This is a genomic window from Actinophytocola sp., assembly GCF_036402745.1.
Taxonomy (GTDB): domain Bacteria; phylum Actinomycetota; class Actinomycetes; order Mycobacteriales; family Pseudonocardiaceae; genus Actinophytocola.
In genome coordinates, this window is record NZ_DASWSJ010000423.1 from 1 (window position 1) to 22,514 (window position 22,514).

Sequence of the window (22,514 nt, forward strand, 5' to 3'; positions counted from 1 at the left end):
ACGAGCTGGGCGGCACCAGCGAGGCCGTGCAGGACATCCCCGACACCGGCCGGGTCGTGCACTGCCAGGACGACCAGCGCACGCCGTTCAGCCTCTTCCAGCCACAGTCGTGACGCGACGGTGCGGGAGGAGCCACGGCCCTCCCGCACCGGCGGTCTCGGCTAGGCCGGGACCGGCTGCCAGGCGGCGCGGCCGAGAAACGCCAGCCAGCGCACCTCTTCGACGTCGTCGGTGCCGGCCGGCGGGGTCAGCTCCGGACCAAAGAAACCCGGCCGGCGCAGCACGTTCGCGCGGGCCCACTCGAAGGACCCCGGGATCAGCGTCTGGTCCAGCGGCACGGACAGCCCCAGCGCGTGCCCGATGTCCCACGAGTGCGCCAGGAGGTCGGTGGTCAGCAGCGTCACCACCGCCGCCATCGACACCTCGCCCAGGCCGGGGATCGCGGTCAGCCGGGCGAGGGTCTCCGGGGTCAGCGTCGCGTCCCCGGCCGCCCGGGCCTCGCGCCACGTCGCCAGCGGGTCGGCGCCGGCCAGCTCACCCGGATGCGGCGACCCGGGCGCGCCCGTCGACACCGCGTACTCCGCCCCGGTCGCCCACGCGCGCAGCTGCTCCTGCCCCCAGACCACGTGCCCGGCCACGTCCCGCACCGTCCACTCGCTACACATCGACGGCGCGTCCCACCTGCCCGCCGGCATCGCGGCCAGCGTCGCGTCGAACCCGTCCTGCGCGCGCCGGTAGCGCTCCATCGTCTCCATCGCCGATTCCCTTCCTCTGGTGGTACTCACAAGAGAAATGACGATCGGCACCACCCCGACTCGACAGGCCCCACTCAGTTTCCGGCCACCGCGTCCCGCGGCAGGTGCCGGGCCAGGACCGGCAGCGCCACCCCGGCCACGGCCGAGCACGCGGCCACGACCAGCCACGGCACCCACCCGCCGAGCGCGAACAACGCCACCACGCCCGGCGCCGCCACCCCCGCCGCGGTGAACGCGTACTGGAACGCCGCCAGGTAGCGCCCGCGCAGCGCGGGTGGCGCGGCCGCCTCCGCGAGCGCGTTGGCGCGGGCGCTGACCAGGTTGGCCGCGGCGATCGGCACCACCGTGAGCAGCAGGAACGCCGGCAGCCAGCCGGCCGGGACCAGCATCGCCGCCAGCGACATCAGGCACCACACGACGTAACCGGCCGCACCCCAGACCATCGACGCCGTGCGGGTGAGCCGGCGGGTCCAGTGCAGGACGGCGGTACCGGCCACGCTCCGCGCCGCGGTCAGCAGGGCCAGCATCGCGCCCGGCAGCCACGCCGGGCCGGCCAGGATCTCCAGCACGTAGACCGGGATGGCGACGAGGAAGAAGTCCACGCCCACCGAGAACACCGCGGTGACCACGATCAGCGACAGGTACGGCCGGTTCCGCAGCACACCGGCCGACGCCGGGGGAGCGGGGTGGCGCACCACCGGCACGCGCAACCAGAAAGCCAGGAGCGCGGCCGCGACGAGGAAGCTGACCGCGTCCGCCGCCACCGCGATCCGCAGCCCGGCCGGCCCGGCCCCGGCCAGCGCCACGCTCACCACCAGCCCGCCCAGCCCGAAGCACGCCGCACGCACCATCGCCACCACCGCGAACGGCTTGTCCTTCGGCCCCTGCCCGGCGGTGTCGGCGATCAACGCGAACAGCGAGCTGTAGAACGCCTGCTGCCCGGCCGCCAGCAACACCGCCGCCACGAGCAGGACCGCGACCCCGTCCGCCACGAGGTAGGCGAACGCGCCCGCGGCCTGGCCCAGCTGCGAGGCGATGACCACCACCCGCGGTCCGACCCGGTCGACGAGCCGGCCGGCCAGCGGCGGCACGAGGAAGCCGACCGCCGTGCCGATGGTGATCACGACACCCGCGACGCCGACCGGCAGGCCCACGACGCGGGTCGCGTACAGGACCGGCAGGGGCAGGAACAGGCCCGACCCGAAGTTGTCGACCCCCAGCGCGACCAGCAGCACCGTACGGTTTCGCAGCCCCGGCCCCCGTTCGTCCGGGGACCGACGGTACCAAGATCAGCCGACGGTGAAGCCGTACCGGTGCGGGCGCACGTCGTCGGTGTGGTTGAAGATCACCACCGACCACGTGCCGTCCGCGGTCAGCGTCTGCGCCCGATCGTCCGGGGAACTTTGAACGCCGGTGCCGTGGGATCCGTATCTGAGTTCGTGACCAACGCACCTCGTCCCGTGGTGGAGCGCCGGCTGTTCATGACGTCGGTGGTCGTGGCCGGCCTCGCGGTCGTGGCGTTGGTGGCCGTCCTCGCGCTGATCGTCGGTGGGACGGGGTCCCGGGGCGCGCCGGCCGGCGCGCGGCCGGCCGCGCATGACATGGCCGGCATGCCCGCGGCCACCTCGACACCCGCCGCACCCGCGAAGCCGGCCAAACCCGCCAGGCCCATGACCGTGCGGCAGCTCGCCGCCGCGATGGGCTGTACCGCCAAGCTCGGCGGCAAGGCGGCCGACTTCCGGCAGGCCACCTGCACCGTGGCCGGGTCGCCGTTGGTGCTCCTCGACTTCGACACCGCCGAGGGGCAGCGGGCCTGGCTCGAGATGTCCCAGATGTACGGCGGCGTCTACCTCGTCGGTGAGCGGTGGGCGTTGTCCGGAAGGTCCAAGGAGTACCTCGAAGAGCTCAGCGGCAGGCTTGGCGGCGACGTCGAGGAAGGCAGCGTTCACTAGCCGTCCATCAAGAAGGGGTGGGCACGACTCGGCCCGCCGCTACCCCGTCTGCCTGCCGCTGCCACGCCGGGCCGGCCTCGTCGATCGGCACTGTCTCGTGCGCGACGGCGAGCCGCCCGGCCGTGGACCCCGCCGCGTTACCGGCCGGCGGGGACGTTGTCGTGCACCCACAGGCCCAGCAGGCCGCGGAAGTGCGCCACGAACCGGTCGTGCTCGGCGGGTGGGTAGGTGCTGCGCACGGTCTCCACGAGCAGGTCGTCGAAGGCGGGGGAGCCGACCCAGTCCCGCACGATCTCGTCCACAGTGGACAAGGAGGTCGCGCAGAAGTCCTGGTACCGCTCCGTTTCGAAGTAGTCGTCGGCCAGGCGGCGGTACTCCGTGAGCTTCTCCGGGTACGAGCGGGCGGAGTCCGCGACGTCGAAGTAGGTCGACGTGTCCAGGTCCAGCCGCGGCCGCCGGCCCGACACCGCGCAGTACACCGACCACTTCAGCAGCGTCGAGATCGCCCACGGGAAGTAGTAGTGCAGCGAGGTGATCGAGATGTCCGGGCAGGCGTTCGCGTAGTCGATGGGGTGCACGGCCCCGTCGACGACGAGGCTCTCGCAGGAGTTGAACTCCCAGCGGAAGAAGGCGTTGATCAGCCGCGAGATCGTCAGCACCTCCTCCCCGGCCGCCGGGGACAGGAACTCGTGGTCCACGGCGTAGCGGTCGTGCATCGGCTGGTCGGGCCGGAACTTCATCACCATGCTGTCCGGCCCGATGGTCAGCGACCGGGCGAACACGTCGTACCCCTCGACGGATGCCTGCAGGTGCATCAGCATCTCGCCGGACTGGTCGTAGGCCTGGTGCAGCGTCGCGGGGTCCTTGACCCGCGACACCCCGCGCCACGCGCCGCCGTCGTAGGGCTTCATGTAGAGCGGGAAGCCGATGCGCGAGGCGATCTCGTCGAGGTCGAACGGCTGGTTGTAGCGCGCCGCGGTGTAGGCGTACCGGGCGTTGTCGACGGGGTTCTTGTACGGCACCAGCCACGTGTCCGGCACCTTGAGTCCCAGCCGGATCATCGCGCAGTACGCCGCGTGCTTCTCCATGGACTGGAAGGTGAACGGGCTGTTCAGCAGGTACACGTCGTCCATCAGCGCGACCTTCTTGAGCCACTCGCGGGGCACGTAGTACCAGTACGCGAGCCGGTCGATCACCAGGTCGTAGCGCGGCCTGGCGCGCAGGTCGAACGGCTCGATGGTGATCCGCTCGGTGCCCAGCGTGTGCTCGCGCCCGGCCCCGTCGCGCACCGGACCGAGCCGGCGGACCAGCTCCTCGAACGCGCGCGGCCAGTCCTCCTCGGTCCCCAGCAGCAGGCCCAGCAGGTGTTCGGTGCGGTCAGGCACGGATCCTCCTCAACAGAACCGGGGCAGGTGGTGGGCGAGCTGCGCCCGCCAGGACGGCCAGTCGTGCGGGACATCGTGTCCCCAGACGTCGAGCTCGCAGCGCAGACCCTTGGCCCGCAACACGTCCGCGAGGTGCCGGGTCGAGGGCAGCGAGCCGGTCGAGTCCTCCCACTGGCCCTGGCCGACGACGAGCAGGACCGACAGCCGCTCGCGCAGCCAGTCCAGGTGGTCGCCGTCCAGGTGCGGGACGAAGTCGACGGGGTTGGTGAAGTAGGCGGCGTCCCCGCGCTCGCCCCAGCCGTGCCAGGTCGACGGGTCGTAGTTGCCGGACATGCCGATGGCCACCGGGAACAGGTCGGCCCGGCGCAGTCCGAAGAGGACGGCGTGGAACGCGCCGAGTGAGCAGCCGGCGGTGGCGATCTCCCGCGGGCCGCCGCAGTCGGCGTGGATGCTCGGCACGACCTGGTCGACGATCCACCGCTCGTAGACGCCGTGCTGGTGCGCGCGTTCCTCCAGCGGCACCGACCGGTCGGACCAGGAGGCCGCGTCGTGCGAGTCGACGCAGTAGAGCTTGGCCCGGCCGTCGTCGAGCAGCGGGCGGACCGTGTCGATCATGCCGTTGCTCTCGAAGTCCCACGCGCGGCCCTGCTCGGCCGGGAACACGAGGAACGGCCGGCCGTAGTGCCCGTAGGCGATGACCGTGCCGCCGCCGATCTCGTACTGGTCGCGGCGCATTAGGCGTCCCAGACGTCGTGGAGGAGGTCGGTGAGCGCGGGGTCGAACGCGTCCCGCCAGCCGATGTGGTTGTGCGCGTCGGGGACCTCGACGAGCTTCACGTCGTAGCCGTGCGCGGCCAGGGTCAGCGCCAGCTGCCGGTTGTTGGCCAGGTTCTCCTCGGCGAGCCCGCAGGTGAGCACGGCCGGCACGGTCTCGACCGGCGCGCCCTCCGCCCGAACCTTGGCCACATACGTGCTGACCTGGGCGAACCGGCTGAACCGGCCCTGCTCCTGCGGGTCGAGCTCGATCGTGAGGAACGACGCCGACTGCAGGAACAGCCCGCCGAACAGGTCCGGCAGGGCACGCTGCGCGTGCAGCATCGCGAGCCCGCCGAGGCTCGCCCCCATGCCGACGACCGGCCCGGTCACCGCGACCGTGTTCCGCAGCGCCGGCAGGATCCGCTGGTGCAGGGTCGCCGCGTACCAGGGGTTGGCGGCGTACTCCTCGTCGCGGTGGCCGGGCGCGAGGAGCGCGACCCGGCAGCGGGGGAGCCGGCCCTCGGCGACGAGCGCGGCGACGAAGTCGGTGAGCCCGGCGAGCCGGTCGTACTCGGGCCCGTCGTGCGCGACCAGCAGCGGGAGGGGCTCGTCGGGCTCGGCGGGTGTCCAGATCTGGGCGTCGATCTCCCGGTCGAGGGCCGGGGCGGGGATGGCGAGGTCGATGCGGGCGCCGTCGGCGCGTTCGGCGGTGAGCCAGCCCGGCGCGGTGTAGCCGGGGAACTCGACGACCGACTTGTCGCCGAACGCACCGGGCGCGCGCAGCGGGTTGCCGGGGTCGCAGATCTCCTCGAGGTCGCCGGCGGGGTGGCGCAGCTGGAGCGTGTACTCCATGCGCCACACGGGTGGGCGGTCGAGCGTGAGCTGCCAGGCGCCGTCCGCGTAGGCGAAGTCGAACTCCTTGCCGGGCAGGGAGAGCGCCGGCAGGAGCCGGGCCCCGTCCAGCGTCGGCCCGCCGCCGGCCTCGGCGTCCGGCAGCCGGAAGGTCACCGAGTCCGCACTGACCAGTGGCTCCGCGTCGACGCTCACGTGGCGATCACCGGCCCATTCCAACGACCGCCGCCGGGCCGCGTCAAGCGCCGGAGGTCGGCAGACACCTGCCCGCGAAGTCATCTATGGTGCGGCCGTGTCGACTCGCGAGCTGGTGGTGCTGGGGACCGGCAGCCAGGCGCCGACCCGGTACCGCAACCACAACGGCTACCTGCTCCGCTGGGACGGGCTCGGTCTGCTGTTCGACCCCGGCGAGGGGACGCAGCGGCAGATGCTCCTCGCCGGCGTCGCCGCCAACGACATCGACCACATCTGCATCACCCACTTCCACGGCGACCACTGCCTTGGCCTGCCGGGCATCGTGCAGCGGCTCTCGCTCGACCGCGTCGCGCACCCCGTCCACGCGCACTACCCGGCCTCGGGCGCGGAGTTCTTCCGGCGGCTGCGGTACGCGGCCTCGTTCCACGAGATCGCCGAGCTGCTCGAGGAACCCGTCGACGACGACGGACCGCTGGCGGCGGGCCCGTTCGGCACGCTCGAGGCACGCCGGCTCGACCACCGGATCGACTGCTTCGGCTACCGCCTCGTCGAGCCCGACGGCCGGCGCATGCTGCCCGCCGAACTGTCCCGTTTGGACATCAGCGGGCCGGACATCGGCCTGCTGCAACGGGAAGGCGTCCTGCGGCGTGGCGACGGGCTGGTCCGGGTCGACGAGGTGAGCGAGCCCCGGGCAGGCCAGCGGTTCGCGTTCGTCATGGACACCCGGCTCTGCGACGGGGTCTTCGAGCTCGCCGACGGCGCCGACCTGCTCGTCATCGAGTCGACCTTCCTCGACGAGCATGCCGCGCTCGCCGCCGACTACGGCCACCTCACCGCCGCGCAGGCCGCCAGGGTCGCCGCCGAGTGCGGGGTCCGGCGGCTCGTGCTCACCCACTTCTCCAGCCGCTACACCGACCCGGCCCGCTTCCACGACGAGGCCGCCGCGATCTTCGACGGCGACATCGTCGTCGCCGAGGACCTCACCCGCGTCCCCGTCCCTAGCCGCGCGGGGCGAGCGCCTCGATGATCTCCGCCGCCCGCTCGGTGGCCGCCGCCACCGGCACGTCCGGGTTCCCGACCTGGTCGTCCCAGTTGAGGTCGTAGTACAGCTCGGTCACGCCCTGCTCGCCGAGCCACTCGGCGTCCGCGCGGATGTCGTCGTAGGAGCCGGTGAGCCGGCCCTCGCGCGGCGCGCCGGCCTTGACCACGCCCCGCACCACGACGCGGACCGCGTCCGGATCGGGTGCCGCGGCCCGGACGATCGTGATGTCGTCGTGGATCCGGTCGAGGTCGGTGGCGCTGCGGCTCATCCAGCCGGCCGCGAGCCGGCCGGCCCGCTCCAGCGCGGCCGGGACGGCGCCGCCGAGCAGGATCGGCGGGCCGCCCGGCTGGACGGGCCGCGGCGCCATCCGGCTGGGCGGCACCGTGTAGAACTCGCCGTCGAAGGAGGCCACGTCGTCGTTCCAGAGCGTGCGCAGCACCTGGACGTACTCCTCGGCCCGCGCGCCCCGGCGCGCCTTGTCCGCGCCGGTCGCGGTGAACTCGGTGGGCGACCAGCCGGTGCCCAGGCCCAGGTCGAGCCGCCCGTGGCTGAGCACGTCGAGCGTGGCCGCCTGCTTGGCGACGACGACCGGCGACACGAACGGCAGGTTCAGCAGCGCCACGCCGAGCCGGATCCGCGACGTGTGCGCGGCGGCGTAGGTGAGGGCGAGCACGGGGTCGAGCACGCTCTGATAGACGGCGTCGAGCCGGTCGTCGGCGCCGACCAGCAGCCGCTGGAACGTCCACAGCGAGTCGTAGCCCAGCTCCTCCGCGCGGGCGGCGAACCGCCCGAGGTTCTCCGGCGTGGCCCACGCGCCGGACACCGGCGCCCCGAGTCCGATCTTCATAGCCCCAACCTAGGGCACGGCCGGCGGACCCCGGCCGCGCGATTCGCGCCAGGCCGGCGAACCATGATCGCTGAGCCACGGTTCCGCAACATCTGGTTGCCGCTGGCACTGGACCCGCATCTGCGGGGATAGGATGCCCGGCATGCCAAAGCTGCGGATCAGCGAGGCCGCCGACCTGCTGGGCGTCAGCGACGACACCGTGCGGCGCTGGGTCGACATGGGCCGGCTGCCCGCCGCGCAGGGGGACAACGGGCGGATGGCCGTCGAGGGCAGCGAGCTCGCCGCGTTCGTCCAGCGGCAGGCCGAGGCCCCGGAGCCCGGGATCACCGTCGCCGCGTCGGCGCGCAACCGCATGCGGGGCATCGTGACCCGCGTCGTCAAGGACGGCGTGATGGCCCAGGTCGAGATGCAGGCCGGGCCGTTTCGGCTGGTGTCCCTGATGAGCAGGGAGGCAGCCGAGGAGCTCGGGCTCGAGCCGGGCAGCGTCGCTGTCGCCTCGATCAAGTCCACCCACGTTGTCGTCGAGATTCCGGAGACCTGATGACCCGCCCTGTGTTGAACGTTCGCGCCCGCGCCCGCTCGCTGCGGGTGGCGGCGCTGGCAGCTGTCTTCGTCGCGTCCCTGGCGGGATGCGGCTCGCAGGACACACCGGCCAACGACGCGCCGAACAACACGTCGTCGGGCGCGGCCAGCACCGTCAGCGGAGAGGTGACCGTGTTCGCGGCGGCGTCGCTCACCGAGTCGTTCACCGAGCTCGGCAAGCAGTTCGAGGCCGCCAACCCGGACGCGAAGGTCACCTTCAACTTCGGCGGCAGCTCGGCGCTCGCCAAGCAGATCAACGAGGGCGCGCCGGCCGATGTGTTCGCCTCGGCGTCGCCGACCAACATGAAGCAGGTGACCGACGCCGGCGCGGCCACCGGCGAGCCGACCACGTTCGCGCGCAACACGCTGATGATCGCCGTGCCCGCGGGCAACCCCGGCGGTATCACCGGTCTCGCGGACTTCGCCAAGGACGACAAGAAGATCGCCCTGTGCGCCGAGCAGGTCCCGTGCGGCGCGGCCGCGAAGAAGGCGCTCGACGCGGCGGGCATCACCGCCAAGCCGGACACGCTCGAGCAGGACGTGAAGGCTGTGTTGACAAAGGTCCAACTCGGCGAGGTCGACGCGGCCCTCGTGTACAAGACGGACGTCCAGTCCGCGGGCGACAAGGTGGAGGGCATCGAGTTCCCCGAGTCCGCCAAGGCGGTCAACAGCTACCCGATCGTCCCCCTGGCCGAGGCCCCGAACGCCACCGGCGCCAAGGCCTTCGTCGCCTTCGTCCTGTCCGGCAAGGGCCGCGCGGTCCTGACCAAAGCCGGCTTCGACGGGCCGTGACCGACCGCCCCGACCCACCCGACCAGACGGGGGACACCCCTGCGCCGAGCACTTCCCAGCCGGGTGCCTCCCTGCCACGGGTCTCCCCGCCGGGTGCTTCGCGGGAGGGTGCGCCGCGGGGGAGTGCGCCGCGGGAGGGTGTGTCGCGGGAGGGTGTGTCGCGGGGGAGTGCTTCGCGGGCCGAAGGCTCGCGGCGTAGTGGTTTCGTGCGCGGTGCTTCCCAGGGCGGTGCTTCCCAGCGCGGGGGTTCGCGGGGTGGTAGTTCGCGGGGTGGGGGTTCGCGGCGCGAAGTCTCCCGGGGCGGTGGTGGTTCGCGGCGTGGTGCTTTTCGGCGGGGGCGGCGGCGGGGGCGGCTTCCGGCCGTCCTCGCCGTGCCTGCTGTCGTGGGGCTCGCCTTTCTCGTTGTTCCGCTTGCCGGGCTGCTCGTTCGCGCACCGTGGGGGACGCTCACCGAGCAGTTGTTCTCCGTTTCGGTCGGGCAGGCGCTGACGCTGTCGCTCGTGTGCGCGAGTCTCGCCACGGTCGTCTGTCTGCTGCTGGGTGTGCCGCTCGCGTGGCTGCTCGCGCGCAGCGAGCTGCCCGGGCGCGGGGTGCTGCGCGCGCTGGTGACGGTGCCGCTCGTGCTGCCTCCCGTGGTCGGCGGGGTCGCGTTGCTGCTGGTGCTCGGGCGGCGGGGGCTGCTCGGCCAGTACCTGCACGAGTGGTTCGGCATCTCGCTCCCGTTCACCACGACCGGGGTGGTGGTGGCCGAGGCGTTCGTGGCGATGCCGTTCCTCGTCATCTCGGTCGAGGGGGCGTTGCGGGCCGCGGACCCGCGGTACGAGGAGGCGGCGGCGACCCTCGGCGCGTCGCGCTGGCTGACGTTTCGCCGGGTGACACTGCCGTCGATCGCGCCCGGTGTGGTGGCCGGGACGGTGCTGTGCTGGGCCCGGGCACTGGGCGAGTTCGGCGCGACGATCACCTTCGCCGGCAACTTCCCTGGCAGGACCACGACCATGCCACTGGCCGTGTACCTCGCCCTCGAGACCGATCCGGGCGCTGCGATCGTGCTCAGCATCGTGCTCCTCCTCGTGTCGGTGGTGGTCCTGGTGAGCCTGCGCGACCGCTGGATCAGCGGAGTCACATGACCCTGCACGCCGACCTGCTCATCACCCGCGACTCCGGCTTCCAGCTCGACGTCGAGCTGACCGTCGAGCCGGGCGAGGTGGTCGCCCTGCTCGGCCCGAACGGCGCCGGCAAGACGACCGCGCTGCGTGCGCTGGCCGGCTTGCTGCCGGTCACCGAGGGCGTCATCCGGCTCGACGACGTCGTGTGGGACGAGCCGCCGCGGGTGTTCGTCCCCGCCGAGGAGCGCTTCGCCGGCGTCGTGTTCCAGGACTACCTACTGTTCCACCACATGTCCGCGCTCGAGAACGTCGCGTTCGGCCTGCGTGCGCAGGGGGCGCCCCGCGCGTTCGCCCGGGCTCGCGCGCGGGAGTGGCTGGCGAAGGTCGGGCTCTCCTCCTTCGAGGGCACCCGGCCGCGGTCGCTGTCCGGCGGGCAGGCGCAGCGGGTGGCCCTGGCCCGCGCGTTGGCGACCGACCCAGGGCTGTTGCTCCTGGACGAGCCGCTCGCCGCGCTCGATGCGAGCAACCGCCTGCACATCCGGTCCGAGCTGGGCCGGCACCTCGACGAGTACCCGGGCCACACGCTGCTCGTCACCCACGACCCGCTCGACGCGATGGTCCTGGCGGACCGGATCGTGATCATCGAGGAGGGCCGCGTCGTCCAGGAGGGCCCGCCGGCCGAGGTCGCGCGCCAGCCGCGCACGGACTACGTCGCGCACCTGGTCGGCCTGAACCTCTACCGCGGCACCGCTTCTGGGACGGTCGTGGACCTGGCGCAGGGCGGCCGGTTCACGACCGCCGAGCCGGCGACCGGCGCCGTGTACGTGGCCTTCCCGCCGACCGCGGTGAGCCTGCACCCGTCGACGCCCGTCGGAAGTCCCCGCAACAGCTGGCCCGTGACGATCGCCGACCTCGAGCAGCACGCCCACACCGTGCGCGTCCGGCTCGACGGCGCCCCGCCGGTGCTGGCCGACATCACCCCCGCCGTGGTCGCCGAGCTGCGCCTCACCCCGGGCACCCGGCTGTGGGCGACCGTGAAGGCGACGGAGACGACCACCTACCCGGCGTGACGCTCTACGCTCGCGCGCATGGACTGGGCGTTGCCGGAGTGGACGGTGCTGGCCGTGTTGCGCGAAGGGCCGGCGCACGGCTTCGCGATCGCCGCGCTCACCGCGCCGTCCGGAGAGCTGGGCCGGGTGTGGCAGCTACCCCGTCCGGTGATCTACCGGGCGTTGTCCCGCCTGGCCGAGGCGTCGCTCGTGGCGCCCTCGGCGGTCGAGTCCGGTCCTGGCCCCCAGCGCACGATCTACACGATCAGCCCCGCGGGCGTCTCAGCGGTGGACGAGTGGCTGTCCCAGCCGGTGCCACACGTGCGGCAGCTGCGTTCTCACCTCCTCATGAAGCTGGCGTTGCTGGACCGTCGCGACCTCGACCCGACCGCGCTGCTGGGCGCCCAGCGCGCGATGCTGGCGCCGATCGTGGAGGCCATCGCCGCGGAACGCGACCAGCGCAAGGGCTTCGAGGCCGTCCTGCTGACCTGGCGCCACAACAACGCGAGCGCCGCCCTCCACTTCCTGGACGAGATCCGCTGATTCCGCGCAGTTATGACGCGATAAGTAATTCACCGCCGTTATCGGTGCATCGAAAACGTGCGCGACGAATCCCTTGCGGGTGACCGGGTAAAGCGAGAAATGTAGGAGGAGCAACGACGCGACAAATGCGGAGGCAATGATGGCCAAGGTGCTCTGCGTTCTCTACGACGACCCCGTGAACGGATACCCGAAGGAATACGCCCGGCCCACCGTGCCGCGGATCGCCGGATATCCCGGCGGGCAGACGCTGCCCAGCCCGTCCGGCTTGGACTTCACCCCGGGCGAGCTCGTGGGCAGCGTCTCCGGCGAGCTGGGCCTGCGCTCGTTCCTCGAGCGGCTCGGTCACGAGCTGGTGGTGACGTCGGACAAGGACGGCCCCGACTCGGTGTTCGAGCGGCATCTCCCGGACGCCGAGATCGTGATTTCCCAGCCATTCTGGCCGGCTTATCTCACCGCCGAGCGAATCGCGAAGGCGCCCAACCTGAAATTGGCCGTGACCGCCGGGATCGGCTCCGACCACGTCGATCTGGACGCCGCCATCAAGCACGGCGTGACCGTGGCCGAGGTGACGTTCAGCAACAGCATCAGCGTGGCCGAGCACGTGGTGATGATGATCCTGTCGCTGGTGCGCAACTACCTCCCGTCCCACCAGTGGGTGCTCGACGGCGGCTGGAACATCGCCGACTGCGTGGCCCGCTCCTACGACCTCGAGGGCATGGACGTCGGCACGGTGGCCGCCGGCCGGATCGGCCTCGCGGTGCTGCGCAGGCTCGCGCCGTTCGACGTGCGGCTGCACTACACCGACCGGCACCGGCTGCCCGCCGAGGTGGAGTCGGAGCTGAACCTCACGTTCCACGAGACGGCCCGCGAGATGGTCCCGAACTGCGACGTGGTGACGGTGAACGCGCCCCTGCACCCGGAGACCCGGGGCATGTTCGACGACGAGTTGCTGGGCACCATGCGCCACGGCACGTACCTGATCAACACCGCCCGCGGCCTGATCGCCGACCGGGACGCGATCGTCCGCGCGCTGGAGAGCGGCCAGCTCGCCGGCTACGCGGGCGATGTCTGGTACCCGCAGCCGGCGCCCGCGGACCATCCGTGGCGCACCATGCCGCACCACGGGATGACCCCGCACATCTCCGGCTCGTCGCTGTCCGCGCAGGCCCGCTACGCCGCCGGCGCGCGGGAGATCCTCGAGTCCTACTTCACCGGCGCGCCGATCCGGAGCGAGTACCTGATCGTCGACGGCGGCGCGCTCGCCGGCACTGGTGCGCACTCGTACAGCACGTAGGAATGCTCGCGCCCGCCCCGCTCTCCGCCGTCGAGATCGTCGGTGGGGTCGGGGCGGATCACCCGGGTCACCGCGACGGTGACCGGGTCGTCGTGGCCCTCCCGCGCATCGGTGATCGCGTGCGACCACCCCGCGCGGTCGGTTTCGAACCAGGGCGAGCGGAAACCCTGGTGGGATGCCGGAACTGCCCGATGTGGAGGGGTTTCGTCGCGTGCTGGCCACGCACGCCGGCGACGAGGTGCGCGACGTCGAGGTGCTCGACGCGCAGGTGCTGCGGGGTGTGAGCACCCAGCGGCTCGGCGAGCGGGTGCGCGGCCACCGGCTCGGTGAGCCGCGCCGCCACGGGAAGTGGCTGATCGCACCGCTGTCCGGCGGGCCGACGCTGTTGCTCCACTTCGGCATGACCGGCACCCTGGTGTGGTCCGAAGAGGACGGTCGCGAGCCGCACGACAGGGTGGTGTTCGTGTTGCCGGGTGGGGAGCTCCGGTTCCGCGACCAGCGCAAGCTGCAAGGCATCCACCTGGCCGACGACGCCAGTGCGGTGGACCGGATACTGACCGGTGTCGGGCCGGACGCGACCGCGGTGACGCGCGCTGACCTGGCTGAGCTGTTGGGCGCCCGCCGCCGCCAGGTGAAGGCGGTGCTGACCGACCAGTCGCTGCTGAGCGGCCTGGGCAACCTCCTGGCCGACGAGATCCTGTGGCGGGCCAGGATCAACCCGCGCCGCCAGGCCTCCTCGTTGACCGACGCGGAGATCGGTCGGCTGCACGCGCGGATGCGCTCGGTGATCCGCCAGGCCGTGCCGACGGGCCGGGTGCCGCCGCGGAAGTCGTGGCTGACCGGCCGCCGGGACGACCCGGCCGGGACCTGTCCGCGGTGCGGCACGCCGCTGTCGCGCGGGCGGGCGGGTGGTCGCGGGACGGTGTGGTGCCCGCGCTGCCAACCGGACTGAGTGGTTTCGCGTTGTGTCATGCCATCGAGGAAACCACCGCGGGCGAACGAAGAGCCGCGCCAAGGCCCCGAAAACGGGGAGTTGTCCACAGGCGAGGTGGTTGTCCACAGGAAAGATCCACATCGGCGGGATTGTCGGTGTGGTCAGGTATGGCGCGCGGCGGACCGGCGAGATTCTCGGCAGGGTGGGGAATCTCTGGGTCGGGTGGGGTGTTGTCGGTGATCATCGGGCAACGGGAGGGTTCTCTGATGCGTGCGCTTGTCGTGGATCCGGCGGCTTCCGACGCTGTGCGTCTTGCCGATGTGGCTGAGCCTGTGGCCGGGGACGGCGAGGTGCTCGTCGACGTCCGGCATGTGTCTCTCAACTACGGCGATCTCAACGACGCCAAGTCCGGGCGGGTGCCTGCCGGGGCGGTGCTCGGGTCGGACTTCGCCGGGGTCGTCGTCGGTGGGATCCTGCCTGCGGGGGCCCGGGTCGTCGGGTTGGCGGCGGGGGCGTTCGCGGGCAAGGTCGTGGTCGGCGCGGACTCCGTGGCCGAGGTGCCGGCCATGGTTGATCTCGCGCAGGCCGCCGCGCTTCCGGTGGCGGGGGTCGCCGCGCTGCGGGCGCTGCGCGCGGGTGGGTCGCTGCTCGGCCGGCGGGTGCTGGTCACCGGCGCGTCCGGTGGGGTCGGGCGGTTCGCGGTGCGGCTCGCGGGTCTCGCGGGGGCCCATGTGATCGCGTCGGTCGGGTCGGCGGCGCGTGGTGAGGGGGTCGTCGCCGACGAGGTTGTGGTGGGGCTCGACGGCGTGCACACGCCCGTTGACCTGGTGTTGGACAATGTCGGGGGATCCCAGCTCGTCGCCGCGTGGGGGTTGCTCGCGCCGGGCGGGAGCCTGCAGAGCATCGGCTGGACGTCGGGTGAGCCGGCGGTGTTCCCGCCCTACTCGACGATCGGGCCGGCCAAGTCCCTGACCTCGTTCATCAACGCCGGACCGGTGGGCAGCGACCTCGCCGACCTGTTACGACTCGTCGAGTCCGGCGACCTCCCGGTGGAGATCGGCTGGCGCGGCTCCCTGGAGAGCTTCGCCGAGGCAGCGGCCGCCCTGCGCGGTCGGCGCGTCAACGGCAAGGCGATCCTCGACATCACCGGATAATTCCGGAATTCCACGTTCGGGTGATCCCAGGAATTCTTCCGGCCATTTTCCGGGACCGCGGGTGCGGCCGAACAGGTGAACCCTGGATGGACACATTCCGTTCGGACCAGGCACATCGCTAGCGTCGGCCGGGAATTTCGCGCGAGTACCGGAGGCCGGCGCATGAGCTGGGTCGCGATGGACAAGAAAATGCGCCGGCACCGGTCGAGGGGGAGTACCGGTGCCGGCGCGGTGCAGACCTCAGGCGGTAGCCGCCTGAGACTGCTTGCTGTAGGCCGCCTTCACGGCCAGGACGCCCGCGACCACGGCCGTGATCACGCCGACGATCCGGAGCCACGACCCGGCCATCTTGCCGAGCTCGTCGAACTTCGTCAGCCAGGTGGCGGAGCCGCTGCCGAAGAAGCCGGCGATCTCCGCCAGGCCGGCGAGAATCGCGACGAACCCGGCCCACCGCAGCTTGGTGAGCATCAGGGCCGCGGCCACCACGACGAAGACGAGTCCCGGTGGCACGGCCGGCATGGTCATCCCGGCGAGCTTCTGCACGATGAGTCCGACCGCGCCGACGAGCAGACCGGCGATCGTCCAGACCCGTGCCGACGACGTGGCCGGCGCTTGCGTACTCATGTGAACTCCTGCTGTGTAGGACCAACCGTCGACACAGAGAGTCCCAGTCCGGGCGCGCCGAGTCGTCGGGCACGCGACTACTTCTCAGCTACTCCGCGGGAGGTAGATCGCCGCCCGCGGCTACTCCGCAACCGGAAGGTGGAGGCCGTTGACCAGTACCGAACCGGGCCGGCGCAAGTACGACGCGTTGGCCGAGCGCTACGAGGAGATCTTCTTCTACGTCGCCGACGTGGGCCGGCAGCTCGTCGACCTGGCCGCGCCCCGGCCCGGCGACCGGGTGCTGGACGTCGGGTCCGGCCGCGGCGCGGTGGCCCGGGCCGCGCTCGCCCGCGGCTGCGCGGTCACCGCGGTCGACGCGTCCGCCGGCATGGTCGAGCGGCTGCGGGTGGACTACCCGGCGATGACCGTCCGGCAGCTCGACGCCGGCCGGCTCGACTTACCGGACGGCTCGTTCGACCTCGTCACCGCCGGGTTCGTCGTCCAGGTCCTCGACGACCCGGCCGCGGCGCTCGTGGAGTTCCACCGGGTGCTCGCGCCCAGCGGCACGGTGGCGCTGTCGCTGGAACGCCAGACCGTCGGGCGCCTGAAGTGGCTGCACGACCTGAACGCCGAGTTCTTCGGCGAGGGCCGGGGCGGCGGACCGGGGCCGATGACCGCGGACCAGCTCGACACCCTGCTCACCGTGGCCGGCTTCGACCAGCTCACCCGCACCGAGGTCGACATCCCGAAGTCCGTCCCCGACCCGGCCGCGCTGTGGGCCTGGCTCGAGCTGCAGGGCATCCAGCAGGTGCTCGACGCGCTGCCGGCCGACCGGGCCACGGCGTTCCGCGAGGCGTTCTTCGCGGGCGCCCAGCGGATGCACGACGACGGCGGCATCGAGCTCGAGTTCGGCGCCACCCTGCACCGCGCGGTCAGTGGACCCCCGGCATGAGCCGGCGGATCGCCGGCGTCGACACCGCCAGCAGCACGCCGAAGACCACGGCGGCGCCACCCACGACGAGGAAGTACGGCGCCTCGTCGGCCGGGCTGTAGTACCTCGCGAAGAACCCGGCCGCGGCCGTGCCGAGCGCGACCGACAGGAAGTTCAGCGCCACCATCTGGGTGCGGAACGCCTCCGGCGCGAGCTTCGTCGCGAGCGAGAGCCCGACCGGCGACAGCAGCAGCTCCGCGATCGTGAACAGCAGCAGGATCAGCACCAGCGCGTACAGCGGCGTGGTGTTGCCCGTGTTCCCGCTCCACGGCAGGAAGAGCAGGAACGCGAGCCCGGCGATGATCGTGCCGAGCGCGAACTTCATCGGCGTCGACGGCTGCCGCGGGCCGAGCTTGGTCCACAGCGCGGCGAACACCCCCGCGAGCAGGATGATGAAGATCGGGTTGATCGCGTTCGCCCACGCCACCGGCATCTCCCAGCCGAAGAGGTTGCGGTCGAGCCGCTCGTCGACGTAGATCACCACCACCGTGAACTGCTGCTGGAACAGCGAGAAGAACACGAAGCTCGCCAGGAACATCGGGATGAACCCGACCACCCGCCGGCGCTCGAGCGAGGTGATCCGGTTGCTGGACAGGATCACCGCGAAGTAGGCGATCGACACGAGCGTGATGACCACGATCGTGACGGCCGCCAGGTTCGCGGCCGTGATGAGGCCGAGCAGCACGCAGAGGACGATCACCGCGACGACCCCGAGCGCGGCGGCGAGCACGACCGGCCGGCGGGCCGCGGGCAGCGGGTTGGGCACGGTGTCGGCCGCCGGGCCGAGATGCTTGCGGCCGAACGAATACTGGACCAGGCCGATGGCCATGCCGATCGCGGCGAGCCCGAACCCGTAGTGGAAGCCGAGCTCCTGCTGGGCGAGCCCGGTGAGCAGCGGGCCCAGGAACGCGCCCAGGTTGATGCCCAGGTAGAAGATCGAGAAGCCCGCGTCCCGCCGCTCGTCCTTCTCGTCGTACAGCCCGCCGACGAGCGAGGTCGCGTTCGCCTTCAGGCCACCGCTGCCCAGCGCGACCGCGCCCAGCCCGACGCCGATGCCGACGAACCCGGGCAGCAGCGCCAGCGAGACGTGCCCCAGCATGATCAGCACGGCGCTGCCGAACAGCACCCGCTCGGAGCCGACGATCCGGTCCGCCAGCCACGCACCGACCACTGTGGACAGGTAGACCAGCCCGCCGTAGGCACCGACGATGCTCGTGGCGCTGGACTTGGGCAGGCCGAGGCCGCCCTCGCTCGCGGAGTAGTACAGGTAGATCGTGAGGATCCCCTGCATCCCGTAGAACGAGAACCGCTCCCACATCTCCAGCCCGAACAGGGTTCCGAGCGCGCGTGGGTGCCCGAAGAACCCCTTCTGCCGCCGGACGTGTGCTTCCGTGCTCATGGCAGCCCCTCTCAGGGCCCGGCTACCCCGGTGGGGCAGCCGGGTAAACCCTGATCAGACCACCGCACCACGGTCCTGGCGAGTCGGCCGGGGCGCCGGGGTCCGGCGGCGGCCCGCGCCGGGCCACCTGCGGTCCAGCAGGACGGCCACCGGACCCGCGGTGGCCACTGTGGACACCGTGCCGACGACCAGACCCAGCAGCAGCGCCAGGGCGAAGTCGGCGAGGGAGCCGTCGCCCAGCAACAGCAGGGCACCCAGCACGAACAGCACGCCGATGCCCGTGTTGACCGTGCGGGGCAGGGTCTGCAGCACCGCCGAGCCGACCACCCGGGCGAACGGCTCGCGCCGGCGCTGCCCACGCAGCTCCCGCACCCGGTCGAACACGACCACCGAGTCGTTCACCGAGTAGCCGATCACCGTCAGCAGCGCCGCGAGGAACACGCCGTCCATCGTCTTGCCCAGCCACGCGAAGATGCCCAGCACCAGCACCACGTCCTGGGCGAGCGCGGCGACGACCGCGAGCCCGAGCCGCCAGTCGAACCGCACCGCGAGATAGATCAGCTGCGTCACCACCGCCAGCCCCAGCGCGACCAGCGCCCGCACCCGCAGCTCCGCCCCCAGGCTCGGCCCGATCCGCTCGTCCCGCACCTCCTCCGCCGGCCCCGCGACCGACGCGACCGCCTCCTGGATCCGCGCCACCGCCGCCTCGCCGACCGGCTCGGTCCGCACCGTCACCGCACCGTCGGACAGCTGCACGACCGCCCGCGGGAACCCCGCGTCGGCCACTGCGTCGCGCACCTCGTCGACATTGGCTCCCTGGACGGCGTACTCGAGCATCCGCCCGCCGGTGAACTCGACGCCGAGGTTCGGCCCCACGACGACCAGCCCGGCGAGCGCCAGCCCCACCGCCACGAGGGCACCGGTGAGCCAGCGCCGGGGCCGGGACAGGAAGTCCGGGCTGCGCCGGTGCACCCAGCGGCGCACCCGGCCCTCGTGCGCGAGACCGCTCAGGACGGGCCACCGGCCCAGCGGCGAGCTCAGCGTCAGCACCAGCAGCAGCCTGGTGAGCACCAGCGAGGTGAACATCGACGCGAGCACGCCGACGGTCAGCGTCACGCCGAACCCGCGCACCGGCCCGGACGCCAGCAGGAACAGCAGGCCCGCCGCCAGCAACGTGGTGACGTTCGAGTCCACGATCGCCGGCAGTGCGCCACGGAACCCGCGATCGGCCGCCCGCGGCAGGAACCCGCCGACCTCGCGGGCGCGCTCGAACGCCAGGACCGTCGCGTCGACCGCCATGCCGATCGCCAGCACGAACCCCGCGAGCCCGGGCAGGGTCAGCGTCGCGCCGATCGCGAGCAGCGCCGCGTAGGACACCGCCGCGTAGCCCACCAGCGCGACCACCGCGACCAGCCCGGCGAGCCGGTAGACCGCGACGAGGAACGCCGCGATCAGCGCGAGCCCGATCACCGCGGCCCGCGCGCTGACCTCGATCGCCTCGGCGCCGAGCGTCGGGCCGACGGTCCGCTGCTCGGCCACGTCGACCGGCACCGGCAGCGCGCCCGCGGTCACCAGCAGCGCCAGGTCGCGTGCCTCGGCCTGGGAGAAGCGGCCGGTGATCTGGGTGCTGTCGCCGAGGATGCCGACGCCGCAGCCGACCGACGGGTCGACCTGCGGCGAGGAGATCACCTCGTCGTCGAGCACGATGGCGACCCGCCGGGCCGGGTCGCCGGGTGGCGCGCACGCGGCGTCGGCGGTGAGCCGCTGCCAGGCGTCGCCGTCGCGGAACTCGATGCCGACGACCCAGCCCGCGCCTTGTGGGTCGCGTGACGCCCTGGCGTCGGTGACGCCGTCGCCGCTGAGCGCGGCCCCGCCGAGCGGCAGCCCCTGGCCGGACTCGTCGGGCAGGACCCGCTCCGGTGTCGCGGCCGGACCGAGGACGGGGTGGAAGCTCAGCGCGGCGGTGCGGCCGATCACCGCCACCGCCTCGGCGGGATCACGGACGTCGGGCAGCTCGACGACGATCCGGTTCGTGCCGGTGCGGGCGAGCATCGGCTCGGCGACGCCGAGCGCGTCGACCCGGCGGCGGAGCACCTCGAGCGTGCGGTCGGTGGACGCCGCGTCGGCCTTTGTGGTCGGCGAGTCGCGGGTCTCGAGGACGAGCTGGGTGCCGCCGCGCAGGTCGAGGCCGAGGCGCGGGGCGGTGGTCAGGAGCAGGTAGGTGGTGGCGGCGAGGACGGCGAGCGACAGGAATGCGCGCGTGAGCAGGCCTCGCCGCGCGGTTGTGCGCGGCACGGTTTTCCTCCGGTGACAGGGATGCGCGGCACGCGTGGTCGCGTGCCGGGTGGGCTACAGATCCACCTGTCGTGCCGGAGGTGCCCGGCCGGCCGCCGGCTGCCGGTGGGCGGGCGGCCGCGCGCCGGCCGTCCCGGGCCGGCCGGTCGCACGCGCCGTCGGCAGGGTGCGGTCGGCGGTCGGGTCCGCGGCGGCCATGGGGAGGCCGGGCGCGTTGTGCTGCGGGGTCGGCGCCTGCGGTGTCGTCGCCGCGAGGTCGGCGGTGCCGACGACGGTGCCGACGACGGTGCCGACGACGATGGCGCCGGGCGAGCCGGCGGGGACGTCGGCGTGGGCGGAAGTGGCGAGCGCGAACACGGCGAGCGCCACGACGAGCAGCGCGGTCGCCACCCGGCGTCGCGTGCTCGTGACCCCGTCCACGGGGGCACCGTAGCCGAGATCGACGATCAGGGGCGCCGGGCGCGCCTCACCTGCACGTCGTCGGCGCATATTTGATCCAAACCGCCGCCCGACACAACGCCCGACACTGCGCCCGGCGCCCGTTCTGTCCCGAACGCATTCGGTCAATGGCTGAACTAACACAGGGTAACAACGCAGCTCAGACGGTCCGGATCGGTGCCGTAGGTCACCTATTAGGCCATTCGGCCTCTTAACTTTTGTTGCTGGGCGACATAAGTTCGACACGTTTGGTCGGAAGCGGCTAAGCCACCGAGGGCCAGCCCGGCTCCAGACGCCGGGTCGAAAGGCGAGGCAGCGTGACAACGGATGTCACCGCACGGGCACGAGGGTTCCACAGTCGTGCGCCGTCCGCGGACCGGCGCGCCATCCACGGTGCGCCACGCCGCCGATCTCCCCACCCCACCCTGCTCGTCCCTCCGTGCCCCGACGCCGGCCGGACCTCCAGGCCTCCATCAACCCAGCCGACCCCTCCCTGTGCCCCGAATGGAGATCCACGATGGACGAAAGCCCTCAACCAGGCCGGTGGTCGCGCCGCTCCATGCTGGCCGGCGCCGCCGTGGGCCTCGTCGCCCCGATCGCGGTCGGTGGCGCGGCCGCGCCCTTCGCCGTCGCCCAAGGTCAGCCCAAGAGCAAGCTCCGCAAGATCACCATCTACGCGGAAGCCCTGCCCAACGGCCTGTTCGGCTACGGCCTGGCGCCCGGTGAGGCCACGATCCCCGGCCCACTGCTGGAGATCTACGAGGGCGACACCCTCGAGATCGAGCTCGTCAACAACACGACCCAGCGCCTGTCGATCCACCCGCACGGCGTCAACTACGACACCAACTCCGACGGCGCCCCGCTCAACGCCTCGTTCAACGCGCCGGGCGAGACCCGCACCTACGTCTGGCGCACCCGCGCGCAGTACAAGGCCAGCGGCGGCTTCTACATGCCCGGCAGCGCCGGCTACTGGCACTACCACGACCACGCCATGGGCACCGACCACGGCACCGGCGGCATCGCGAAGGGCCTCTACGGCGGCCTGATCGTGCGCAAGGCCGGCGACCTGTTGCCGGACAAGCAGTTCACGGTCGTGTTCAACGAGATGACGATCAACAACAAGATGGCCCCGGACACCCCGATGTTCGAGGCCCGGCAGGGCGAGCGGGTCGAGTTCGTCTGCATCGGACACGGCAACCAACCGCACACCTTCCACCTGCACGCGCACCGCTGGGCCGACACCCGCACCGGCATGCTGCGCGGCGACGTCGACCACAGCCAGGTGATCGACAACCGGAACCTCGACCCCGGCAGCTCGTTCGGCTTCCAGGTGCTCGCGGGCGAGGGCGTCGGGCCGGGCGCGTGGATGTACCACTGCCACGTCCAGTTCCACTCCGACGGCGGGATGTCCGGCATCTTCCTCGTCCGCAACCCGGACGGCAGCATGCCCGCCGGCGCTCAGGAGGCGATCGACCGCTTCCACAACCACACCCATCCCATGGCGCAGCCCCAGAGCGGCGGTGCGCACGCCGGCCACAGCTGAGCCAGCAC

The 22,514-nt window shown here is 72.3% G+C and carries 22 protein-coding genes; 12 read left to right on the top strand and 10 right to left on the bottom strand.

The features are described 5' to 3' along the window. Positions 1 to 161: 161 nt before the first annotated feature. Together VGD70_RS36550 and VGD70_RS36555 are read right to left on the bottom strand one after the other, a co-directional pair. Complete coding sequence (locus VGD70_RS36550) at positions 162 to 755, bottom strand: maleylpyruvate isomerase family mycothiol-dependent enzyme (protein WP_331089705.1); 594 nt, start codon at positions 753 to 755, stop codon at positions 162 to 164. A 74-nt stretch (positions 756 to 829) separates the two neighbouring features. Then, the gene (locus tag VGD70_RS36555; protein WP_331089707.1) at positions 830 to 1,990 is read right to left on the bottom strand and encodes an MFS transporter; all 1,161 of its coding nucleotides are present in this window, start codon (positions 1,988 to 1,990) and stop codon (positions 830 to 832) included. Between the two features lie 204 nt (positions 1,991 to 2,194). On the opposite strand from VGD70_RS36555, the gene VGD70_RS36560 reads away from it, so the two are divergent. Beyond that, a complete protein-coding gene (locus VGD70_RS36560) occupies positions 2,195 to 2,707 on the top strand; it encodes a hypothetical protein (RefSeq protein WP_331089709.1) in 513 nt (170 codons plus the stop codon). A 137-nt stretch (positions 2,708 to 2,844) separates the two neighbouring features. Here VGD70_RS36560 and VGD70_RS36565 read toward each other — a convergent pair whose 3' ends face one another. From VGD70_RS36565 to VGD70_RS36575, 3 genes are read right to left on the bottom strand one after another with little or no spacing between them, the layout of a single operon-like run. Next, positions 2,845 to 4,092, bottom strand: a complete 1,248-nt coding sequence (locus VGD70_RS36565; protein ID WP_331089711.1) for a hypothetical protein — start codon at positions 4,090 to 4,092, stop codon at positions 2,845 to 2,847. A gap of 9 nt (positions 4,093 to 4,101) precedes the next feature. After that, positions 4,102 to 4,827, bottom strand: coding sequence for an esterase family protein (locus VGD70_RS36570; RefSeq protein WP_331089714.1), 726 nt, complete (start codon positions 4,825 to 4,827; stop codon positions 4,102 to 4,104). After that, the gene (locus tag VGD70_RS36575) at positions 4,827 to 5,894 is read right to left on the bottom strand and encodes an alpha/beta hydrolase (RefSeq protein ID WP_331089716.1); all 1,068 of its coding nucleotides are present in this window, start codon (positions 5,892 to 5,894) and stop codon (positions 4,827 to 4,829) included. The genes VGD70_RS36570 and VGD70_RS36575 overlap by 1 nt, the downstream gene beginning before the upstream one ends. Before the next feature lie 97 nt (positions 5,895 to 5,991). Here VGD70_RS36575 and VGD70_RS36580 point away from each other — a divergent pair, with 97 nt between their 5' ends. Continuing rightward, a complete protein-coding gene (locus VGD70_RS36580; protein ID WP_331089718.1) occupies positions 5,992 to 6,921 on the top strand; it encodes a ribonuclease Z in 930 nt (309 codons plus the stop codon). Here VGD70_RS36580 and VGD70_RS36585 read toward each other — a convergent pair. After that, positions 6,893 to 7,783 carry a TIGR03619 family F420-dependent LLM class oxidoreductase gene (locus VGD70_RS36585; protein ID WP_331089719.1) on the bottom strand — a complete coding sequence of 297 codons (891 nt, stop codon included), beginning with the start codon at positions 7,781 to 7,783 and terminating at the stop codon, positions 6,893 to 6,895. The genes VGD70_RS36580 and VGD70_RS36585 overlap by 29 nt on opposite strands. A 142-nt stretch (positions 7,784 to 7,925) precedes the next feature. Here VGD70_RS36585 and VGD70_RS36590 point away from each other — a divergent pair, with 142 nt between their 5' ends. The 8 genes from VGD70_RS36590 (at position 7,926) to VGD70_RS36625 (ending at position 15,237) form a co-directional block, all read left to right on the top strand. After that, a complete protein-coding gene (locus tag VGD70_RS36590) occupies positions 7,926 to 8,324 on the top strand; it encodes a helix-turn-helix transcriptional regulator (protein WP_331089721.1) in 399 nt (132 codons plus the stop codon). Beyond that, positions 8,324 to 9,157 carry a molybdate ABC transporter substrate-binding protein gene (gene modA / locus VGD70_RS36595; protein WP_331089723.1) on the top strand — a complete coding sequence of 278 codons (834 nt, stop codon included), beginning with the start codon at positions 8,324 to 8,326 and terminating at the stop codon, positions 9,155 to 9,157. Before VGD70_RS36590 ends, modA begins: the two co-directional genes overlap by 1 nt. A 371-nt stretch (positions 9,158 to 9,528) precedes the next feature. Further along, positions 9,529 to 10,284: a molybdate ABC transporter permease subunit gene (gene modB / locus VGD70_RS36600; RefSeq protein ID WP_331089725.1), complete on the top strand. Its 756-nt coding sequence runs from the start codon at positions 9,529 to 9,531 to the stop codon at positions 10,282 to 10,284. Then, positions 10,281 to 11,333 carry an ABC transporter ATP-binding protein gene (locus VGD70_RS36605; protein WP_331089727.1) on the top strand — a complete coding sequence of 351 codons (1,053 nt, stop codon included), beginning with the start codon at positions 10,281 to 10,283 and terminating at the stop codon, positions 11,331 to 11,333. The genes modB and VGD70_RS36605 overlap by 4 nt, the downstream gene beginning before the upstream one ends. Positions 11,334 to 11,351: 18 nt before the next feature. After that, positions 11,352 to 11,855: a helix-turn-helix transcriptional regulator gene (locus VGD70_RS36610; RefSeq protein ID WP_331089729.1), complete on the top strand. Its 504-nt coding sequence runs from the start codon at positions 11,352 to 11,354 to the stop codon at positions 11,853 to 11,855. 139 nt (positions 11,856 to 11,994) lie between these two features. Next, entirely contained in the window at positions 11,995 to 13,149 is a 1,155-nt protein-coding gene (locus tag VGD70_RS36615; protein WP_331089731.1) for an NAD-dependent formate dehydrogenase, read from the top strand. Positions 13,150 to 13,324: 175 nt separating this feature from the next. After that, positions 13,325 to 14,101 (top strand): Fpg/Nei family DNA glycosylase, encoded by a 777-nt coding sequence (locus VGD70_RS36620; protein ID WP_331089733.1) that lies wholly within the window; start codon positions 13,325 to 13,327, stop codon positions 14,099 to 14,101. Positions 14,102 to 14,403: 302 nt separating this feature from the next. Beyond that, entirely contained in the window at positions 14,404 to 15,237 is an 834-nt protein-coding gene (locus VGD70_RS36625; RefSeq protein WP_331089735.1) for a zinc-binding dehydrogenase, read from the top strand. Between the two features lie 240 nt (positions 15,238 to 15,477). On the opposite strand, the gene VGD70_RS36630 is transcribed toward VGD70_RS36625, so the two are convergent. Beyond that, complete coding sequence (locus VGD70_RS36630; protein WP_331089737.1) at positions 15,478 to 15,861, bottom strand: hypothetical protein; 384 nt, start codon at positions 15,859 to 15,861, stop codon at positions 15,478 to 15,480. A gap of 148 nt (positions 15,862 to 16,009) precedes the next feature. Here VGD70_RS36630 and VGD70_RS36635 point away from each other — a divergent pair, with 148 nt between their 5' ends. Then, positions 16,010 to 16,792 carry a class I SAM-dependent methyltransferase gene (locus VGD70_RS36635; RefSeq protein ID WP_331089739.1) on the top strand — a complete coding sequence of 261 codons (783 nt, stop codon included), beginning with the start codon at positions 16,010 to 16,012 and terminating at the stop codon, positions 16,790 to 16,792. Here the strand turns inward: VGD70_RS36635 and VGD70_RS36640 are convergent. The 3 genes from VGD70_RS36640 to VGD70_RS36650 are packed head-to-tail and all read right to left on the bottom strand — an operon-like array spanning position 16,773 to position 20,945. Continuing rightward, a complete protein-coding gene (locus VGD70_RS36640; RefSeq protein WP_331089741.1) occupies positions 16,773 to 18,230 on the bottom strand; it encodes a peptide MFS transporter in 1,458 nt (485 codons plus the stop codon). The two genes, VGD70_RS36635 and VGD70_RS36640, sit on opposite strands and share 20 nt — an antisense overlap. Before the next feature lie 54 nt (positions 18,231 to 18,284). Next, positions 18,285 to 20,525 carry a protein translocase subunit SecD gene (gene secD, locus VGD70_RS36645; protein WP_331089743.1) on the bottom strand — a complete coding sequence of 747 codons (2,241 nt, stop codon included), beginning with the start codon at positions 20,523 to 20,525 and terminating at the stop codon, positions 18,285 to 18,287. 54 nt (positions 20,526 to 20,579) lie between these two features. After that, positions 20,580 to 20,945, bottom strand: coding sequence for a hypothetical protein (locus VGD70_RS36650; protein ID WP_331089745.1), 366 nt, complete (start codon positions 20,943 to 20,945; stop codon positions 20,580 to 20,582). 535 nt (positions 20,946 to 21,480) lie between these two features. On the opposite strand from VGD70_RS36650, the gene VGD70_RS36655 reads away from it, so the two are divergent. Next, positions 21,481 to 22,506 (top strand): multicopper oxidase domain-containing protein, encoded by a 1,026-nt coding sequence (locus VGD70_RS36655; RefSeq protein ID WP_331089747.1) that lies wholly within the window; start codon positions 21,481 to 21,483, stop codon positions 22,504 to 22,506. Positions 22,507 to 22,514: the final 8 nt, after the last annotated feature.

What these genes read in the sequence shown, in the direction of transcription:
- VGD70_RS36550 (WP_331089705.1), bottom strand. Translation starts at nt 755, where the DNA reads ATGGAGACGATGGAGCGCTACCGGCGCGCGCAGGACGGGTTCGACGCG.
- VGD70_RS36570 (WP_331089714.1), bottom strand. Translation starts at nt 4,827, where the DNA reads ATGCGCCGCGACCAGTACGAGATCGGCGGCGGCACGGTCATCGCCTAC.
- VGD70_RS36585 (WP_331089719.1), bottom strand. Translation starts at nt 7,783, where the DNA reads ATGAAGATCGGACTCGGGGCGCCGGTGTCCGGCGCGTGGGCCACGCCG.
- VGD70_RS36590 (WP_331089721.1), top strand. Translation starts at nt 7,926, where the DNA reads ATGCCAAAGCTGCGGATCAGCGAGGCCGCCGACCTGCTGGGCGTCAGC.
- modA (WP_331089723.1), top strand. Translation starts at nt 8,324, where the DNA reads ATGACCCGCCCTGTGTTGAACGTTCGCGCCCGCGCCCGCTCGCTGCGG.
- VGD70_RS36605 (WP_331089727.1), top strand. Translation starts at nt 10,281, where the DNA reads ATGACCCTGCACGCCGACCTGCTCATCACCCGCGACTCCGGCTTCCAG.
- VGD70_RS36610 (WP_331089729.1), top strand. Translation starts at nt 11,352, where the DNA reads ATGGACTGGGCGTTGCCGGAGTGGACGGTGCTGGCCGTGTTGCGCGAA.
- VGD70_RS36615 (WP_331089731.1), top strand. Translation starts at nt 11,995, where the DNA reads ATGGCCAAGGTGCTCTGCGTTCTCTACGACGACCCCGTGAACGGATAC.
- VGD70_RS36620 (WP_331089733.1), top strand. Translation starts at nt 13,325, where the DNA reads ATGCCGGAACTGCCCGATGTGGAGGGGTTTCGTCGCGTGCTGGCCACG.
- VGD70_RS36630 (WP_331089737.1), bottom strand. Translation starts at nt 15,861, where the DNA reads ATGAGTACGCAAGCGCCGGCCACGTCGTCGGCACGGGTCTGGACGATC.
- VGD70_RS36640 (WP_331089741.1), bottom strand. Translation starts at nt 18,230, where the DNA reads ATGAGCACGGAAGCACACGTCCGGCGGCAGAAGGGGTTCTTCGGGCAC.
- VGD70_RS36655 (WP_331089747.1), top strand. Translation starts at nt 21,481, where the DNA reads ATGGACGAAAGCCCTCAACCAGGCCGGTGGTCGCGCCGCTCCATGCTG.